The organism is Bacillus sp. ME78 (assembly GCF_903970865.1).
GTDB classification, from domain to species: Bacteria; Bacillota; Bacilli; order Bacillales; family Bacillaceae_G; genus Bacillus_A; species Bacillus_A cereus.
Map to the genome: position 1 here is coordinate 16,235 of NZ_CAJCKK010000013.1, position 16,659 is coordinate 32,893.

Genomic DNA, 16,659 nt, shown 5'->3' on the forward strand with positions numbered 1-16,659 from the left:
GTATATTTTCGTGGTGGAGTTTTTTTATTCTCAAAAAGGGGGAAAGACCATGAATGACAACATGGTTCATATTACAATTGACGGAAAAAAGTATACAACGGAGCCTGGTTCAACGATATTGGGTGTTATTAATGAGAACGGGATTGAACATCCGCAAATTTGTTACGTGCCGGAAGTAGATCCTATTCAAACATGTGACACTTGTATTGTAGAAGTTGACGGAAAGTTAATGCGTTCTTGTTCGACGATAGCAACGGAAGGTATGAACGTTGAGCGTGCTTCTGTTCGCGCAAAAGAAGCACAAACAGAGGCGATGGATCGGTTACTAGAAAATCATTTATTATACTGTACAGTATGTGACAACAACAATGGGAACTGTAAACTGCATAATACAGCAGAATTAATGGAAATTGAACATCAAAAATATCCTTATGAACCGAAAGTAGATGTAAGTGAAGTTGATATGACGCATCCGTTTTATCGCTATGACCCTAATCAATGTATTGCATGCGGTCAATGCGTTGAGGTGTGTCAAAACTTACAAGTAAATGAAACGTTATCGATAGACTGGGAAGCGGAACGCCCACGAGTTATTTGGGATGAAGGAGTAAATATTAATGATTCTTCATGCGTTAGCTGTGGTCAATGTGTAACGATTTGTCCTTGTAACGCTTTAATGGAGAAAACGATGCTCGGTGAAGCTGGATTTATGACGGGATTAAAACCAGATATTCTTGAACCGATGGTAGATTTAATTAAAGAAGTTGAGCCTGGATATAGCGGTATTTTTGCGGTATCAGAAGTGGAAGCGGCCATGCGTGATACTCGTACGAAGAAAACGAAAACAGTATGTACATTTTGTGGTGTAGGTTGTTCGTTTGAAGTGTGGACGAAGGGGCGTAAAATCCTTAAAGTACAGCCATCTTCAGATGCACCAGTTAACGCAATTTCCACTTGTGTAAAAGGGAAATTTGGTTGGGATTTCGTAAATTCTAAAGAACGAATTACAAAACCTTTAATTCGTAAAAATGGAACGTTTGTTGAATCTACATGGGAAGAAGCACTGAATGTAGTTGCAAATAAATTAGGTACTATTAAAGAAGAGTACGGTAAAGGTTCTATCGGATTTATTTCTTCCTCTAAAATTACAAATGAAGATAATTATGTAATTCAAAAATTAGCTCGACAAGTATTTGGAACGAATAATATCGATAACTGCTCACGTTATTGCCAATCACCAGCAACGGATGGTTTGTTCCGTACAATTGGTATGGGCGGTGATGCAGGAACGATTAAAGATATTGCGCAATCTGGTCTTGTTATTATTGTAGGATGTAATCCGACAGAAGGTCATCCAGTTTTAGCTACACGTATTAAACGTGCACATAAATTACACGGACAAAAGTTAATTGTAGCTGATCTTCGTAAAACAGAAATGGCAGAGCGATCAGATGTCTTTATTAGTCCAAAACAAGGTACAGATCAAGTTTGGTTAATGGCTGTTACTAAATATATGATCGATCAAGGTTGGCATGATCAAGAATTTATTAATGAGAATGTAAACTTCTTTGAAGATTTCAAAGAAAGTCTAGAAGAATATACACTTGCATATGCAGAAGAAGTAACAGGTATTTCAAAAGAAACACTTATTCAAATGGCTGAAATGATTCGTGATGCAGATGGTACGTGTATCCTTTGGGGTATGGGGGTAACGCAAAATACAGGTGGTTCTGATACTTCCGCTGCAATTTCAAACTTACTTCTTGCAACAGGGAACTATCGTCGTCCAGGAGCAGGTGCATACCCACTTCGAGGTCACAATAACGTACAAGGTGCTTGTGATATGGGTACTTTACCAGGATGGCTTCCAGGATATCAGCACGTTACTAACGAAATGGAACGTGCGAAATTTGAAACTGCTTACGGAGTGAAAATTGATAGTGAACCAGGTCTTAATAATATTGAAATGCTTCACGCAATTGACGAAGGAAAAATGAAAGCAATGTATCTTGTCGGAGAAGATATGGCTCTTGTAGATTCTAATGCAAATCATGTACATGAAGTGTTGTCGAGCCTTGATTTCTTCGTTGTGCAAGATGTTTTCCTTTCTAAAACTGCTCAATATGCAGATGTTGTATTACCAGCAGCGCCATCTCTTGAGAAAGAAGGTACTTTCACAAATACAGAGCGCCGTGTCCAAAGATTATATCAAGTTCTTCCTACGCTAGGAGATGCGAAACCAGACTGGTGGATCGTCCAGGAGGTTGCGAATAAACTAGGGGCAAACTGGAATTATAGCCACCCAAGTGAAATCTTTGCTGAAATGGCAAGTTTATCACCATTATTCTCGCAAGCGAATTATGAAGTGCTTGAAGGATGGAACAGTTTCCATTGGGGAAGTTTTGATGGAACAAATACACCACTTCTGTTCCAAGATGGATTTAACTTCCCAGATAAAAAAGCTCGTTTTGCGATTGCTGACTGGGTACGTCCAGCTGAATTTTCAGCGGAGTTCGACCTTCACATTAACAACGGTCGTATGCTTGAGCATTTCCATGAAGGGAATATGACAAATAAATCAACAGGTATTCAAACGAAAGTACCTGGTGTTTTCGTTGAAATCTCTCCAGACCTTGCAAAAGAACGTGGCGTAAAAACAGGTTCGTTAGTTCGTCTTGTCTCTCCTTTTGGAGCATTAAAATTACGTGCACTCGTTACAGATCGTGTAAAAGCGAATGAGTTATATTTACCGATGAACTCTACAGATAACGAAACGGCAATTAATTTCTTAACAGGTCCTGCTGTGGATGTACGTACGAATACACCTGCGTATAAACAAACGAAAGTGCGTATGGAAGTGTTAGAAGTTGATGGCGAAAATCCGATGCCAAAAGCGAACCCACGCAATAAAAAACGTCACCCTCAAGCTGGAATTGAGGTACATCGTAAGTGGGCACGTCCAGGGTATGTGCATTTAACGGATAAGTAGGAGGAGAAAACTATGGCTGCACCTATAAAAATGATTCAAAAACAAGAATTAACTGAGGAAGAAATAAAACAGCAAAAATTAGATGATTTAAAGGAGCTTTTAACAAATAATGAAGAAGCTCTAAATCAGATGTTTAATATAGTAGGGGAATTAAATGACATTGGAATGCTAGAAGCTGCAAATTCTATGCTGAAAGCGAAAGAACCAATTGCAAAGATTGTTCTAGGTCAAGTAACTCGTGAGCCTGTTACAAATTTAATTAATAATATGATGGGTGCTGCAGGTGCGTTAACTGAACTTGACCCAGAACTTACGAAAAAGCTTATAGGTAGTTTATTAGTCGGGCTAGAAGAAGGTAATGAACATCTAGAAAGTAATAAAAAAGTAGGGGTATTCGATCTTATGAAAGTATTGAAAGACCCAGATATTAACCGTGCTATCGGGTTTGGACTTCATTTCTTAAAAGGTATGGGGAAAGGGTTAAGAGACGAATAAATTTCATGAAGTGAACCTTTCCGCCCAAATATTTGTAGGAAATAGTTTGGGCGGAAGGCTCATTTTGGTAAAATATATAATAAAGTAAAATGAGGCTTTTGGGAGGTATAATTGTATGTCAAAAAAAGTACATGAATTTAATGATATGATACGAAAACTTCGAAAGGAACTTTTCGGAAAAGGACCAGAACGAATTCATACTGTTTTTGCAGAAAATATGGCTATAGCGACTCTTTATGGAAACTTAACACCTACTGAAAAATTTATTTCAAGTACGATGGACGGTGCGGAAATGGTTCATATGGCTAGAACGAAAATGATTCAAGAGGTGTATGCTGCGAATTCCCGTGAACATTTGGAGGAACTTGTTGGAGCAAAATTAGTGAATTTGTTTTCAGATATGAAAGTAGAAGAAGATATTGCAGTTTCGGTATTTGTTTTTGATAAAAATATAACGTGAGAGAAGGATACTGATCGTGAAACCGATACAGGTAGAAAGAGAAATCTTTCGTTATGAACAAGGGGCGTTTAAGCATATAGAGGACAGCATTGTAACAGAGTTTCCTGTCACCATTAAAATGAACGGACAGGAGTTTGTTACAATGGTTAGTACTCCAGAATATATAGAAGATATGGTAATAGGCTTCTTGGCGTCTGAAGGAATCATTCGGAAGTATGAAGATATTGATAGCATATGGATGCAGGAGAAAGAAGGATTTGTACATGTAACAACGACAAAAGTAAATCCGTATTATGAACAAATGCAAAATAAACGATATATTACGTCTTGTTGTGGTATGAGTAGGCAAGGGTTTGTTTTTGCTAATGATGCACTAAGTGCAAAAAAAATGAAGGGTGTCCATGTACAGGTTGCGGCAGAGGATTGTTTTCGGTTAATGAAAGAAATGCAGCAATCTGCGGATACGTTTCATCATACTGGCGGGGTTCATAATGCAGCTTTATGTGATGTGAATGGTATTATTTTAAGCCGAATGGATATTGGTAGGCATAATGCACTAGACAAAATTTACGGTTATTGTTTAAGAAACGATATTTCTATAAAAGATAAAATCATTGTTTTTAGTGGTCGTATTTCTTCGGAAATATTATTGAAAGTTGCAAAAATCGGTTGTGAAATTATACTATCAAAATCAGCTCCAACTGAATTAGCTTTGCAACTAGCGGAAGATTTAGGTATTACGACAATAGGATTTATTCGTAATCACTCCTTAAATGTATATACCCATCCAGAACGTGTTTTAAATATAAAATAAAAGTGAGGCAATGAAGATGAAATCAGTTACATTAGACAAGTTGCAACGTCCGTTAAAGGATTTACGTATTTCAGTTACTGATCGCTGTAATTTTCGCTGCCGATATTGTATGCCAGAAGAAATATTTGGTCCTGATTACTCGTTTTTGTCTAATGATAAAATTTTATCTTTTGATGAGATTGAAAGGATAACACGTATTTTTGTTTCTTTAGGTGTAAGAAAGTTACGAATTACGGGCGGAGAACCGTTACTTCGAAGAGGTCTTCCGCAGCTTATTGAGCGCCTTAATAAAATTGATGGTGTAGAAGATATCGGTTTAACAACCAATGGATCGTTACTTAAAAAGTTTGCTCCTGATTTATATAAGACGGGACTATCACGTGTAACAGTTAGCTTAGATTCCTTGGAAGAAGATCGGTTTTTCTATTTAAATGGTAATAGGAGCAAAGTGCAAAGGGTTCTGGAAGGAATACAGGCTGCAGCTGAAGTTGGAATGAAAATTAAAATAAACATGGTCGTTCAAAAGGGAAAAAACGAACAGGACATTTTGCAGATGGCGCAATATTTTAAGGAAAATAAGCATATTCTTCGTTTTATTGAGTATATGGATGTTGGAAATTATAATGGTTGGGATTTAAAAGAGGTCGTCTCTAAACAAGAAATAGTAGATACGATTCATCAAGTTATGCCGTTAGAACGGATAGAAGCAAATTATTCTGGTGAAGTGGCTACTAGGTATCGTTATATAGGAAGCGATGAGGAAATAGGTATTATTTCATCAGTAACAGATTCTTTTTGCTCATCATGTACGAGAGCTCGTATTTCTGCAGAAGGAAAATTATATACTTGCTTATTTGCTTCTAAAGGAAATGATTTAAGAGAATTGCTTCGTTCTGAACATACAGATGAGGACATTACAGATGTAGTACGCGATATATGGAATAATAGGGAAGATCGTTATTCAGATGAACGCTTAAATCATACAAATAAGAAAACAATACCTAAAATTGAAATGTCACATATCGGTGGTTAATATATAAAGCTAGCTTCATAGTGAAAAATGGAAAATTTACAAGAGTTGTGGATTTTCTATTTTATAGTAAAAGTGATGATTGATATCTCTGTAAAAGATGTGCAGAGAAATTAAGCAGCATTCAAAAACCTTTATTTTGAGGAGGTTTTTTGAAGCTGCTTTTTTATTTGGAGAAAATGGAGGAATGGGTAATGGCATTTCATAAGCCGGAACAAATTGCTGAGCTTGTCATTGAGGCCGGTGTTCAAAAAGTAAGACAGACATTGCCAGCGATGCTTATTCTCGGTTTTTTAGGAGGAGCGTTTATTGCGATAGGTTTTTTACTTAACATTCGAGTTTTAGGGAATTTACCTGAGCGCTGGGGAAGTCTAGTGAATGTTTTAGGAGGAGCAGTATTTCCTGTTGGACTCATGCTCGTAGTATTAGCAGGAGGAGAATTAATTACGGGAAATATGATGTCACTGTCTATGGCGCTTTATGCAAAGAAAATTACATTGATAAGTGTACTGAATAACTGGGTTTGGATTACTCTCATGAATTTTATTGGGGCAATTTTCGTTGCGTATTGCTTTGGGCATCTTGGCGGATTAACAGAGGGAGAGTATTTAAATAAAACGGTAGCGATAGCGGAAGGGAAGTTACATGAATCATTTGGAAGAACTTTAATTTTAGCAATTGGTTGTAATTGGCTCGTTTGTCTTGCTCTTTGGCTCGCTTACGGGACGAGTGATTTTGTCGGAAAAATCATCGGAATTTGGATTCCAATTATGGCATTTGTAGTGATTGGATTTCAGCAAGTAGTAGCAAATATGTTTGTCATTTCCGCTGTTATTTTTGCTGGTCATCTAACGTGGATGGATTTGGCTAAAAATTTTGTTCCTGTTTTTATCGGAAATGTAATTGGAGGAGCTGGGTTTGTTGGTTTTGCTTACTTTGCTTGTTATCAGAAACAACATTCTGATATGAAATAGAGTTCTTGAGAGGAAGGGTATGTAATGGCTGATCGGTATTCACGACAACAGTTGTTCAAACCAATTGGGAGTAAAGAACAAGAAAAAATTCGAAATAAACATGTGTTAATTGTAGGGGCAGGCGCATTAGGAAGTGCAAGTGCCGAAAGTTTCGTACGTACAGGTGTTGGCAAGTTGACGATTATTGATCGTGACTACGTTGAATGGAGTAATTTACAAAGGCAACAATTGTACTCTGAACAAGATGCGAGAGAGAAAATGCCGAAAGCAATTGCTGCAAAAAATCGGTTAGAACAAATTAATTCGGAAGTACAAATACATGCTTTCGTAATGGATGCAACTTCAGAAAATATGGAAGGTCTATTAAAAAATGTAGATGTAATCATTGATGCAACAGATAATTTTGATATTCGATTTGTAATAAATGATTTATCACAAAAACATAATATTCCTTGGGTATATGGTTCTTGCGTTGGATCGTATGGTATGAGTTATACAATTATTCCGCAAGAGACACCGTGTTTACATTGTATGCTGAAAAATATTCCTGTTACAGGTGTGACATGTGATACCGCTGGAATTATTAGCCCGACTGTTCAAATCGTCGCAGCATATCAAGTGGCAGAAGCACTCAAAATTTTAGTGGAAGATTTCTCAGCAATTAGAAAAACATTTTTCATGTTTGATATATGGAGTAATCAAAATCATTTTATAAAATTAGGGAAAATAAAAACAGACACTTGTCTCTCATGCGGTTTGAATCGAACTTATCCTTATTTATCATACGAAAATCAAACGAAAGCAGCTGTTTTATGCGGAAGAAATACAGTTCAAATTAGAACAGTAGACAATAGGAAATACAATTTTGATGATATAGAAAAAGTATTACAAAAACTGGGGAAAGTAGATCGGAATCCGTATTTACTATCTTGCCAATTCGATGATTACCGCGTGGTTGTTTTTCGAGATGGTCGTGTTTTTATTCATGGTACAAATGATATTTCGAAAGCGAAACAACTATATTATCGCGTATTCGGTTAATAGAGAGGGTGTCAACAATGGAAAGAAGAGTGCCAATTACGGTTGAAGAAGCTGTTCGTAAAGTGATGGGATTTGCTGATAAAGGCTTAAAGGAGCTATTACCAATTGAATTAGCTTATGGATGTATATTAGCAGAGGATTTAGTAGCTGACCATGATGTACCGTCATTTAATCGTTCGCCGTATGACGGATTTGCTATTCGAGCAGAAGATACTAATTTAGCAAGTTATGAAACGCCAATTGTATTTGAAGTAGTGGGTGAAATTGGTGCAGGATCGCTATTCCATGAGAAAGTAGGTCCGTTTCAAGCAGTTCGAATTATGACGGGAGCACAAATTCCGAATGAGTGTGATGCGGTTGTTATGTTAGAGCTGACTCGTCAATATGAGAAGAATGGCAACAATTATATGGAAGTGAAGCGATCATTCAAAAATGGCGACAATATTTCTTTTCAAGGTGAAGATGCTCGTAAAGGAACGGTTCTTGCAAAGAAAGGATCGTACATTAATCCAGGTATTTCAGCTCTTCTTGCTACATTCGGTTATAGTGAAGTACCAGTTGCGAAAAAGCCTGTAATTGGACTGTTAGCGACTGGGAGTGAATTACTGGATGTCAATGATTCATTACAGCCAGGGAAAATCCGAAACAGTAATACGTACATGATATTGTCTCAAATTCGAAGAGCGGGCGGAAGAGCAAAATATTTTGGGAAGTTTAGTGATGATTTTCATACATGTTTCACAGCTGTAAAAGAAGCGTTAAGCCAAGTAGATATGCTCATTACAACAGGCGGTGTATCAGTAGGAGATTACGATTATTTACCAGCTATTTACGAAAAGTTAGGTGCCTCTGTTCTTTTCAATAAAGTTGCAATGCGGCCAGGAAGTGTTACGACTGTAGCGCAATTAAATGGCAAGTTATTATTTGGTTTATCAGGAAATCCATCCGCTTGTTACGTAGGGTTTGAATTATTCGTAAGACCGTGTATTCGGACGTATATGTTTAGTGAAAAAGTACATTTAAAAAGAGAAAAAGCGTTATTAGGAGAAGATTTTCTAAAACCGAATCCATTTACAAGATTTGTACGAGCAAAATTGCAATATGATGAGGGGAAATTAATCGCTTATCCATCAGGGTTTGATAAATCTAGCTCAGTTTCTTCATTGGCAGAATCAAATGCGTTTATCATATTGCCGGGCGGGACAAGAGGATATAAAAAAGATATGTTTGTTGATGTTCTATTATTAGAAGATAACGAAGGTAGTGAATGGCCTTGGACATTTCATAAAGTGAGAGGTGGTTCTAATGAGACAAGCGCTATTTGAAATTGTAGATAATCCGATTTTAGTTGAAGAAGTAACGAATAAAGTCGCAAGAAGGGAAGCAGGTGCGATTACAACATTCATTGGTACGGTGAGAGAATTAACAAAAGGAAAACGAACGCTACATTTAGAGTATGAAGCATATAAACCGATGGCAGTAAAACAACTTATGAGAATTGGTGAAGAGATTAGTGAAAGATGGCCGGATGCAAAAGTAGCAATTACGCACCGTGTAGGGCGGCTAGAAATAATGGATATTGCGGTAGTCATTGCAGTTTCATCACCGCATCGTAAAGTAGCTTATGAAGCGAATGAGTACGCGATTGAACGTATAAAACGAATTGTTCCAATTTGGAAAAAAGAATTTTGGGAAGATGGAACGATGTGGATTGGAGATCAACTTGAAAACACACCATATCCAGAAGGAAAACCAAAGAAGGAAGAATGAGAAAATGATTACAATTTTATTATTTGCAAATTTGCGTGAGGAAGTTGGATCGGATCGATTAGTAATTTCAGAAAAGCAAGAAATGACAGTGCAGCAATTAAAAGAATGGCTCAAAGTCAGCTATTGTTTACAATCGCTGGATAAAGTGATGATGGCTGTTAATGAGGAGTTTGTAATGAATGAAGAGATGATAAAGGCTGGAGATATAGTCGCATTAATCCCGCCCGTTAGCGGCGGGTAATAAGCTTTTTCACCAGATGAAGCGCCAAGAAGATGTTGTATATAAATTAGAATAAGAGAAGGGATGAGTTCCATGCTTACTCAAGAACAAATAATGAATGCATTAAAACATGTAGAGGATCCAGAGTTACACAAAAGTGTTGTAGAATTAAATATGGTTAGAAATATACAAATGAACGGAACAGAGGTTAAACTTGAAGTAGTACTAACAATCCAAGGTTGTCCGTTAAAAGCAAAAATTCAACAAGATATTGAAGAATCACTTCACGCAATTGGTGCTTCTAAAGTGGAGATAACATTTGGTTCTATGACACAAGAAGAACGTGCAGCTTTAACAGAGAAGTTAAAGAAAAATACTAGAACAGAAACTGGTATGCCGAGCATGCTTCGCCTGGATTCAGGAGTACGTTTTATTACTGTAACGAGCGGAAAAGGCGGAGTTGGAAAATCAACGGTGACAATTAATCTTGCAACTGCACTAGCTCGTATGGGGAAAAAAGTGGGGATATTAGATGCGGATATATATGGTTTTAGTATTCCAGCTATGATGGAAACGAATACGAAACCAACGATGATTGATCAAACGGCAATTCCAGTCATTAGTCACGGTGTTAAAATCATGTCGATGGGATTTTTTACAGAAGGAAATAACCCAGTTATGTGGCGCGGTCCGATGCTAAATAAATGGATTCAAAATTTCCTTGCGAATACGCACTGGGGAGAATTAGATTATTTATTACTTGATTTACCACCAGGTACAGGAGATGTTGCGATTGATGTTGCAGCGATGATTCCGCAAGCGAAAGAAATAATTGTTACAACTCCGCACAATGTAGCTTCATTCGTTGCTTCAAGAGTCGGTGTAATGGCAAAACATACGAAGCATGAGATTTTAGGTATTGTGGAAAATATGGCTTATTATGAAGAGCAAGATGGATCGAAAAATTATCTCTTCGGAAAAGGCGGTGGCGAAATGTTAGCAGAACAATTGCAAACAGAAGTAATCGCACAAGTACCTTTTGCAAAACGTGAAGAAAATAGCGGTTCATCTGTATATGATGAAGATTCTCTTGTTGGAGAAGTGTTTACATCGTTAGCTGAGGATATTATTTATAGAGGATAGAGGGGGAAGTTTAGTATGGCGTGTAACATTGATCATTCTATTGAAGATGTGATGAATAAGCTCGAAAGTCAAAAGAATTCTTTACCTGAAGGGATCTTTAAAGAGTTAAAGAGTTTTTTACAAGGTAATCATTCGCAGAAATTATTAAATGATATTTTTCACCTTCTAAAAAAGTATGATTTAGTCAGTGAGGAAGAACGAGAGACGAGAAACGCACAATTATTGCACATTTTGAATTAAGTACTCTTTGGCTTTAGAATTTTTTCAGAAGGGGTGAATGTGATGGATATGAAAAAGATGATTGAAACGATAGAAGTAACTAGAGTGACTGACGAGGAATTATCGATTTCGAATTTACATCCAAAGCTTGTGAAGTTGTATAGTCAAAAAGATAGTACAGAGTATACGAAGCTATTAAAATATATTTTATCATTATCCGTGCAGTTGAAGCTGAATCTCGTATTGAAATATTTTGGTGTGCGTCCGATTGTTGCTGCAGACGAGCGTATGCAATTTCAAGAGATATTTAAATGCTTAGCTAAGAAAGATGAGAATGGGGAATGGTTTCTAAATTTGGTTTCTTTATATGTAGGGCTAATTGTAGTTCTTCATTTTGAGGAGAAAGTGATTGAGAGCAGTTTTTTTGATGATATGGTAGTGGGTGAATGTAATGAAATATAAGATTCTGCTCATAACATTTTTCTATTTAAATGCTTTAATTGCGATTTTAGTTGGTTTTGTAAATATGAAGGTAACTAATTAAGAAAAAGGAATGAAACTAGTTTGATAAAAAGAGTTCTTCAGTTGTTTCCGGCGTTTTTTCGTGTTACCATTAAGCGAATTTTTCATAAGGAGAGAAAGCGATGAAATGGATTTATTTTCTTATTATTAACGTTATAGCTTTTAGCCTTATGGGGCTTGATAAACGAAAAGCAAAGAAGAAACAGTGGAGAACGCCAGAAAGTACGCTGTTTTTATCAGCGGCAGCTGGGGGAGCAGTTGGAGCTTGGATCGGTATGTATATGTTTCATCATAAAACTCATAAAAAGAAATTTGTTTTCGGCATACCGTTACTTGTTGTAATAACGGTATGTTTATTATTCGTTGTATGAGAAATGTCGAAAGAAATGCAGATTGATTATTGGTAAAGTGAGCATGTGAGACCGTATAATGGAGAAAAAATGAGAAGAGGAGAAAAAGGAAGATGGGGAGTCAATCAGCAGAGCAAAAAAAAGGGATACTATATGCGGCTGGTGCTTATACGATGTGGGGAATTCTACCGATTTATTGGAAATGGGTTGAGGAAGTTCCAGCAGATGAAATATTAGCACACCGCATCGTTTGGGCATTTGTTTTTATGTTACTTGTATTAGGTGTTACGAAGAGGTTTCGCCAGTTTATTGGGGAATTTGTGAATCTTTTTAAACGACCTAAATTATTAATGTCATTAACAATAGCTTCAGTCTTGATTAGCGGAAACTGGTTTGTTTACATATGGGCCGTTAATCATAATCATGTTATTGAAGCGAGTCTTGGCTATTATATTAATCCGCTTATTAGTATTTTACTTGGTACAGTCGTTTTAAAGGAAAAGTTAAACTTTTGGCAATATGTTGCAGTTGGTTTAGCAGGAGTAGGGGTTGTCATTTTAACAGTACGTTTCGGATCTATTCCGTGGGTTTCTCTTTCACTTGCCTTTTCATTTGGATTATACGGATTAACGAAAAAACTGTTAAACTATGATGCCACAATTGGACTTACGATGGAAACGATGTTAGTGACGCCGTTTGCAATCATTTATCTTGTTATGACAGGAGCACATGGTTTCGGCTCATTTGGATCTATTTCAATGTTATCAACGTTACTTTTAATAGGAGCAGGTATTGTAACGGCATTACCACTATTTTATTTTGCAAAAGGAGCACAACTTATTCCGCTTTATATGGTGGGATTTTTACAATATATTGCGCCAACAATTAGCTTAATTTTAGGTGTATTTGTATTTGGTGAACATTTCACATCTACACATATGATTGCATTTTTCTGTATATGGGTTGCTTTATTTGTATTCTCGGTAGCGAAGACAAAGTTTTTAGTGCAGAAACAACCGAAATTTATAAAAAATAAATCAGCAAAAGTATCATAATGCGTAGTATTTTCTACGCATTTTTCTTTATACTGATACTATATAGGATTTCCATCATAGCTAGTAGGGAGCTGAGAACGTGGAAACAATTTTACATAATGATCCGCTTATGGCCGCTGTAATTTCATGGTTTTTAGCACAATTAACGAAAGTAGTCTTTAAATTAGTCAAAACGGGTGAATTTGATTTTGCAAAGTTTTTCGCTTCAGGTGGGATGCCGAGTTCTCATGCTTCAACTGTTACAGCACTTGCTACAGGAGTTGGGGTAGTAGAAGGTGTGGAAAGCTCGATGTTTGCGGTTGCTACTATTTTTGCCATTATTGTTATGTATGATGCTTCAGGAGTAAGGCTTGCAGTAAGTAAACAAGCAAAAATATTGAATGAGTTTTTTCACGGTAGACAAACAGAATATAAGAAGTTAAATGAACTTGTTGGGCATACACCGTATGAAGTAGTAGTTGGTGCTTTATTAGGGATTATTGTCGGAGTAGGATATTGTTTATGAGCGGAACATTTTATATGTTCTGCTTTTCTTTGTTTTTATACATATTCAGCTACCTTTTTGAATATCGTTATACGGATTTCGAAAGGGTGGGTGAATAACTTGTTATTATATGAAAAAGTGCATGAAGAAATAGCGAGAAGAGCAACTGCACTTCAATCGATGCAACGGCAAGATGGTACGTGGAGATTTTGTTTTGAAGGAGCTCCATTAACAGATTGCCATATGATTTTTTTATTAAAATTATTAGGTAGAGATAAAGAGATAGAACCGTTTGTAAAAAGATTAGCATCACTTCAAACAAATGAAGGAACATGGAAATTGTATGAAGATGAAGTGGGAGGTAATTTATCAGCTACCATTCAATCTTATGCCGCCTTACTTGCATCGAAAAAATATACAAAAGAAGATGCGAATATGAAGCGAGCGGAAAATTTTATTAAGGAACGCGGAGGCGTGGCGCGTGCTCATTTTATGACGAAGTTTTTATTAGCAATTCATGGAGAATATGAATATCCTTCACTCTTCCATTTACCAACACCAATCATGTTTCTACAGAATGATTCCCCCCTCAGTATATTTGAATTGAGTAGCTCAGCACGTATCCATTTAATTCCGATGATGCTGTGCTTAAATAAAAGGTTTCGAGTAGGGAAAAAGTTATTGCCAAATTTAAATCACATTGCAGGCGGGGGCGGAGAATGGTTTCGAGAGGATCGGTCTCCAGTTTTTCAAACGTTAGCAAGTGACGTGAAGAAAATTATAACGTATCCACTTTCTTTGCATCATAAAGGATATGAGGAAGTAGAACGTTTTATGAAAGAGCGTATTGATGAAAATGGAACATTATATAGTTACGCAACTGCTTCGTTTTATATGATTTATGCTTTACTTGCATTAGGACATTCTATTCAATCACCAATTATTGAGAAGGCTATAATGGGAATTACATCTTATATATGGAAGATGGAAAGAGGGAGCCATTTGCAAAACTCTCCGTCAACTATATGGGATACAGCTTTACTCAGTTATGCTTTGCAAGAAGCTCAAGTTCCGAAAGCAAGTAAAGTGATTCAAAATGCATCAGCGTATTTACTAAGAAAACAGCAAACAAAGAAAGTAGATTGGAGTGTACATGCACCGGATCTCTTCCCAGGTGGTTGGGGCTTTTCGGATGTGAATACGACGATTCCAGATATTGATGATACAACTGCTGTGTTAAGAGCATTGGCGCGAAGTAGAGGGAACGAAAATGTAGACAATGCTTGGAAGCGAGCGGTTAATTGGGTTAAAGGATTGCAAAATAATGATGGTGGTTGGGGAGCTTTTGAAAAAGGGGTAACGAGCCGTATATTAGCAAATTTACCAATCGAAAATGCGAGTGATATGATTACAGATCCTTCTACACCAGATATTACAGGGAGAGTGCTAGAGTTTTTCGGGACGTATGGACAAAACGAATTGCCTGAGAAACAAAAACAAAGTGCGATAAATTGGTTAACGAATGCACAAGAGGAAAATGGATCATGGTATGGGAAATGGGGGATTTGTTATATATATGGTACGTGGGCGGTTATGACTGGTTTACGGTCACTAGGAACTCCATCTAGCAACCCATCATTAAAACGAGCCGCTTTATGGCTTGAACATATACAGCATGAAGATGGTGGCTGGGGAGAATCTTGCCACAGTAGTGTGGAGAAAAGGTTCGTTACTTTACCATTTAGTACACCATCCCAAACAGCATGGGCGTTAGATGCCCTCATTTCTTACTATGATAAAGAAACGCCAGTCATTCGAAAAGGTATTTCATATTTGCTCTCCAACCCTTATATAAATGAAAAATATCCTACTGGAACAGGTTTACCAGGTGGGTTTTATATTTGTTATCATAGTTATGCTCATATATATCCGTTGCTTACTTTGGCTCATTATGCAAAAAAATATAGAAAATAAACCGAGAGATGTCTCTCGGTTTATTTTGTTGGGTAGTAGGTCCCTTTTGAAAAGAATAAGGTTGTGATGTACCTTATTTTTCGGTTGATTGGCGTTTTTGACGTGCATCAGCGGCATTTGCACGTGCGTTTGCTTCTAAGTCATTGTGGTCAGCGAGTTCGCGAGAGAACTCAACATCAATGCCATCAGTTGCTTTGCTTTGTTTGAAATTCTTTTTGTTCATTCGACATAATCTCCTTGCACTTTATGCGACGTTGCAAAGTTAGTTTGACACAAATAGACTTTTTTATACAAAGAGGAATTGGAAAGTAAAAAGCCGAAATATACAGTATAAGTAATAGAAATGGGGGATAGGAATGGAGTTTTTATATGGGAAAACAGCTGTTGTAACAGGAGCTGCACAGGGAATTGGAAAAGAGATTGCAAGGGTTTATGCAAAGCTGGGGGCGAAAGTATTAATTAGCGATGTAAATGAAGAGAAGCTACAAAAAACGACACGTGAATTATCAGATGAAGGATATGAAGTATGCTCATATCCATGTGATGTGAGTAATCAAAATGAAGCGAAGTCGTTAATTGAATATGCGGTTCAAAAATTCGGTACATTACATATTTTGGTGAATAACGCCGGGATTACAAGAGATGCAATGTTACATAAAATGGAGAAGTCTGCTTGGGAACAAGTATTACAAGTGAACTTAACTGGTGTTTTTTATTGTATGCAACCAGCGCTTCTTTACATGAGACAACAAGGGTATGGACGCATTATTAATATATCTTCAATTAGTAGAGAAGGAAACATAGGTCAAGCAAATTATGCGGCTACGAAGGCAGGCGTTGTAGGTTTAACGAAAACGGCAGCGAAAGAAGTTGGAAGTTTCGGTATTACGTGTAATGCGATTTGTCCAGGGTTTATGGATACAGATATGACAAAAACGATACCAGATAAAGTGAAAGAAAAGATGGTTGGCGCGATTCCAGTTGGTAGAATTGGAACGCCAGAAGATATTGCAAACGCAGCAGCTTTTTTAGCATCAGAATACGCATCCTATATTACAGGAGAAGTATTAAATGTGAGCGGAGGACTGCAAGTTTAAAGGAATACATAATGAAAAGAAC

Annotated in this window: 19 protein-coding genes; 18 read left to right on the forward strand and 1 reads right to left on the reverse strand. The window is 37.0% G+C overall.

Features of this window, described 5'->3' with window-relative positions:
- Positions 1 to 49: 49 nt before the first annotated feature.
- From fdhF to H6481_RS15795, 17 genes are all read left to right on the forward strand, one after another.
- Positions 50 to 2,989 carry a formate dehydrogenase subunit alpha gene (gene fdhF / locus H6481_RS15715; RefSeq protein ID WP_182812268.1) on the forward strand — a complete coding sequence of 980 codons (2,940 nt, stop codon included), beginning with the start codon at positions 50 to 52 and terminating at the stop codon, positions 2,987 to 2,989.
- Positions 2,990 to 3,001: 12 nt separating this feature from the next.
- The gene (locus H6481_RS15720) at positions 3,002 to 3,484 is read left to right on the forward strand and encodes a DUF1641 domain-containing protein (protein WP_023522701.1); all 483 of its coding nucleotides are present in this window, start codon (positions 3,002 to 3,004) and stop codon (positions 3,482 to 3,484) included.
- Positions 3,485 to 3,599: 115 nt separating this feature from the next.
- On the forward strand, positions 3,600 to 3,944 hold the full coding sequence (locus H6481_RS15725; protein WP_000039582.1) for a DUF2294 domain-containing protein: 345 nt from the start codon (positions 3,600 to 3,602) through the stop codon (positions 3,942 to 3,944).
- A 16-nt stretch (positions 3,945 to 3,960) separates the two neighbouring features.
- Positions 3,961 to 4,758 (forward strand): formate dehydrogenase accessory sulfurtransferase FdhD, encoded by a 798-nt coding sequence (fdhD, locus tag H6481_RS15730; protein WP_063548306.1) that lies wholly within the window; start codon positions 3,961 to 3,963, stop codon positions 4,756 to 4,758.
- A 16-nt stretch (positions 4,759 to 4,774) separates the two neighbouring features.
- Positions 4,775 to 5,791, forward strand: coding sequence for a GTP 3',8-cyclase MoaA (moaA, locus tag H6481_RS15735; protein WP_097961096.1), 1,017 nt, complete (start codon positions 4,775 to 4,777; stop codon positions 5,789 to 5,791).
- A 191-nt stretch (positions 5,792 to 5,982) separates the two neighbouring features.
- Positions 5,983 to 6,762 (forward strand): formate/nitrite transporter family protein, encoded by a 780-nt coding sequence (locus H6481_RS15740; protein ID WP_097961095.1) that lies wholly within the window; start codon positions 5,983 to 5,985, stop codon positions 6,760 to 6,762.
- A gap of 24 nt (positions 6,763 to 6,786) precedes the next feature.
- Positions 6,787 to 7,803 carry a molybdopterin-synthase adenylyltransferase MoeB gene (locus tag H6481_RS15745; RefSeq protein ID WP_182812271.1) on the forward strand — a complete coding sequence of 339 codons (1,017 nt, stop codon included), beginning with the start codon at positions 6,787 to 6,789 and terminating at the stop codon, positions 7,801 to 7,803.
- 17 nt (positions 7,804 to 7,820) lie between these two features.
- Positions 7,821 to 9,128, forward strand: coding sequence for a gephyrin-like molybdotransferase Glp (gene glp, locus H6481_RS15750; protein WP_182812274.1), 1,308 nt, complete (start codon positions 7,821 to 7,823; stop codon positions 9,126 to 9,128).
- Positions 9,109 to 9,573: a molybdopterin synthase catalytic subunit MoaE gene (moaE, locus tag H6481_RS15755; protein ID WP_001248111.1), complete on the forward strand. Its 465-nt coding sequence runs from the start codon at positions 9,109 to 9,111 to the stop codon at positions 9,571 to 9,573. Before glp ends, moaE begins: the two co-directional genes overlap by 20 nt.
- Before the next feature lie 4 nt (positions 9,574 to 9,577).
- Complete coding sequence (gene moaD / locus H6481_RS15760; protein ID WP_182812277.1) at positions 9,578 to 9,814, forward strand: molybdopterin converting factor subunit 1; 237 nt, start codon at positions 9,578 to 9,580, stop codon at positions 9,812 to 9,814.
- A gap of 72 nt (positions 9,815 to 9,886) precedes the next feature.
- On the forward strand, positions 9,887 to 10,936 hold the full coding sequence (locus H6481_RS15765; RefSeq protein ID WP_182812279.1) for a P-loop NTPase: 1,050 nt from the start codon (positions 9,887 to 9,889) through the stop codon (positions 10,934 to 10,936).
- A gap of 15 nt (positions 10,937 to 10,951) precedes the next feature.
- Entirely contained in the window at positions 10,952 to 11,176 is a 225-nt protein-coding gene (locus tag H6481_RS15770; RefSeq protein WP_000752378.1) for a hypothetical protein, read from the forward strand.
- A 42-nt stretch (positions 11,177 to 11,218) separates the two neighbouring features.
- The gene (locus tag H6481_RS15775; RefSeq protein WP_000367304.1) at positions 11,219 to 11,617 is read left to right on the forward strand and encodes a hypothetical protein; all 399 of its coding nucleotides are present in this window, start codon (positions 11,219 to 11,221) and stop codon (positions 11,615 to 11,617) included.
- Between the two features lie 182 nt (positions 11,618 to 11,799).
- Positions 11,800 to 12,048, forward strand: a complete 249-nt coding sequence (locus H6481_RS15780; protein WP_000871349.1) for a DUF1294 domain-containing protein — start codon at positions 11,800 to 11,802, stop codon at positions 12,046 to 12,048.
- Between the two features lie 92 nt (positions 12,049 to 12,140).
- Positions 12,141 to 13,082, forward strand: coding sequence for an EamA family transporter RarD (rarD, locus tag H6481_RS15785; RefSeq protein ID WP_000535541.1), 942 nt, complete (start codon positions 12,141 to 12,143; stop codon positions 13,080 to 13,082).
- Positions 13,083 to 13,161: 79 nt separating this feature from the next.
- A complete protein-coding gene (locus H6481_RS15790; protein WP_000447822.1) occupies positions 13,162 to 13,587 on the forward strand; it encodes a divergent PAP2 family protein in 426 nt (141 codons plus the stop codon).
- A 99-nt stretch (positions 13,588 to 13,686) separates the two neighbouring features.
- The gene (locus H6481_RS15795) at positions 13,687 to 15,540 is read left to right on the forward strand and encodes a prenyltransferase/squalene oxidase repeat-containing protein (RefSeq protein ID WP_023522693.1); all 1,854 of its coding nucleotides are present in this window, start codon (positions 13,687 to 13,689) and stop codon (positions 15,538 to 15,540) included.
- Positions 15,541 to 15,613: 73 nt separating this feature from the next.
- On the opposite strand, the gene H6481_RS15800 is transcribed toward H6481_RS15795, so the two are convergent.
- Positions 15,614 to 15,763: a YfhD family protein gene (locus H6481_RS15800; protein ID WP_001035815.1), complete on the reverse strand. Its 150-nt coding sequence runs from the start codon at positions 15,761 to 15,763 to the stop codon at positions 15,614 to 15,616.
- A 133-nt stretch (positions 15,764 to 15,896) separates the two neighbouring features.
- Between H6481_RS15800 and fabG the strand changes: the two genes are divergently transcribed.
- Positions 15,897 to 16,637, forward strand: a complete 741-nt coding sequence (gene fabG / locus H6481_RS15805) for a 3-oxoacyl-ACP reductase FabG (protein ID WP_182812282.1) — start codon at positions 15,897 to 15,899, stop codon at positions 16,635 to 16,637.
- Positions 16,638 to 16,659: the final 22 nt, after the last annotated feature.

Coding starts and splice junctions, on each gene's coding strand:
- H6481_RS15800 (WP_001035815.1), bottom strand. CDS start 15,763: ATGAACAAAAAGAATTTCAAACAAAGCAAAGCAACTGATGGCATTGAT.
- H6481_RS15745 (WP_182812271.1), top strand. CDS start 6,787: ATGGCTGATCGGTATTCACGACAACAGTTGTTCAAACCAATTGGGAGT.
- H6481_RS15775 (WP_000367304.1), top strand. CDS start 11,219: ATGGATATGAAAAAGATGATTGAAACGATAGAAGTAACTAGAGTGACT.
- moaD (WP_182812277.1), top strand. CDS start 9,578: ATGATTACAATTTTATTATTTGCAAATTTGCGTGAGGAAGTTGGATCG.
- fabG (WP_182812282.1), top strand. CDS start 15,897: ATGGAGTTTTTATATGGGAAAACAGCTGTTGTAACAGGAGCTGCACAG.
- H6481_RS15770 (WP_000752378.1), top strand. CDS start 10,952: ATGGCGTGTAACATTGATCATTCTATTGAAGATGTGATGAATAAGCTC.
- H6481_RS15740 (WP_097961095.1), top strand. CDS start 5,983: ATGGCATTTCATAAGCCGGAACAAATTGCTGAGCTTGTCATTGAGGCC.
- H6481_RS15780 (WP_000871349.1), top strand. CDS start 11,800: ATGAAATGGATTTATTTTCTTATTATTAACGTTATAGCTTTTAGCCTT.
- H6481_RS15765 (WP_182812279.1), top strand. CDS start 9,887: ATGCTTACTCAAGAACAAATAATGAATGCATTAAAACATGTAGAGGAT.
- moaE (WP_001248111.1), top strand. CDS start 9,109: ATGAGACAAGCGCTATTTGAAATTGTAGATAATCCGATTTTAGTTGAA.
- fdhF (WP_182812268.1), top strand. CDS start 50: ATGAATGACAACATGGTTCATATTACAATTGACGGAAAAAAGTATACA.
- H6481_RS15725 (WP_000039582.1), top strand. CDS start 3,600: ATGTCAAAAAAAGTACATGAATTTAATGATATGATACGAAAACTTCGA.
- rarD (WP_000535541.1), top strand. CDS start 12,141: ATGGGGAGTCAATCAGCAGAGCAAAAAAAAGGGATACTATATGCGGCT.
- glp (WP_182812274.1), top strand. CDS start 7,821: ATGGAAAGAAGAGTGCCAATTACGGTTGAAGAAGCTGTTCGTAAAGTG.
- H6481_RS15720 (WP_023522701.1), top strand. CDS start 3,002: ATGGCTGCACCTATAAAAATGATTCAAAAACAAGAATTAACTGAGGAA.
- moaA (WP_097961096.1), top strand. CDS start 4,775: ATGAAATCAGTTACATTAGACAAGTTGCAACGTCCGTTAAAGGATTTA.